General features: G+C 73.7%; 1 protein-coding gene. It reads right to left on the bottom strand.

The features are described 5' to 3' along the window. On the bottom strand, positions 1 to 805 hold an 805-nt coding region (locus tag FVW27_RS17730; protein ID WP_167127751.1), incomplete at both ends, for an FAD-binding protein.

Here is an 805-nt window from a genome sequence, read left to right as displayed (position 1 = left end):
CCCCCGCCGGGGTCATGCGGGCCAGAAGGTGGGCGTCCAGCGCGGCGTCCGGCAGGCCCCAGCCCCACGGGGCATGGGTGGCCCGGGTGACCACGTGGTGGCGCAGCTCACGCGGCAGGGCGGTGGGCACGCCGTCCAGTCCTGCCACTTCCAGTTCGTGTGCCCGTTCGGGCAGGAAGGGGAAGGGCTGCCCCCCTTCGTACCACAGGAACTGGAGGAACGAGGCATTGCCGGTCCGGGCGCCGCAGTCGCGGGCAAGACCCAGCCCGGCACCGGTCTGGCCGGTGCCGGAAACATTGCCCGTGAACAAGGAGGCAGGTCCCCCCACGGCCAGCACCACGGACCGGGCGCGCACCGGCAGCACGTTGCCTGCCGGGTCCAGACACCACGCGCTGCCGGGTGGGCCGCCTTCCACGCCCAGCGAAGCCAAGGTGAAGCCCGGCAGCACCTCTACCCCGGCGGCCACGGCCACGCGCAGCATGGCGGCATGGGCCGCCGCGCAATCGGGAAGTACCGCGGCCACGGCCATTTCAGGAAAAAAGCAGGCGCTGCGGCGCAACCGCGCGCCGCCCGGCCCGGTGGCCAGTGGCACGCCCCACTGCTCCAGTTCGCGCAGGCGGGGTTCTCCCTGTTCCAGCAACAGGCGCACCAGCACCGGATCCGCCGTGCCGGGATGGGCGATGGACAGGGCACGCTCCAGGAGGGCGTCGCGCTCCTCGTCGTCGGCGGGGGCCAGCACCCCCAGCGAACCCGCATGCCCCGCAAAGGACGAGCCGCCCGGGCCCTCGTGCGGGGCCAGCACGAT

Source organism: Nitratidesulfovibrio liaohensis, from assembly GCF_011682075.1.
GTDB lineage: Bacteria > Desulfobacterota > Desulfovibrionia > Desulfovibrionales > Desulfovibrionaceae > Cupidesulfovibrio > Cupidesulfovibrio liaohensis.
This window is presented reverse-complemented; position numbering and strand designations above follow the sequence as displayed.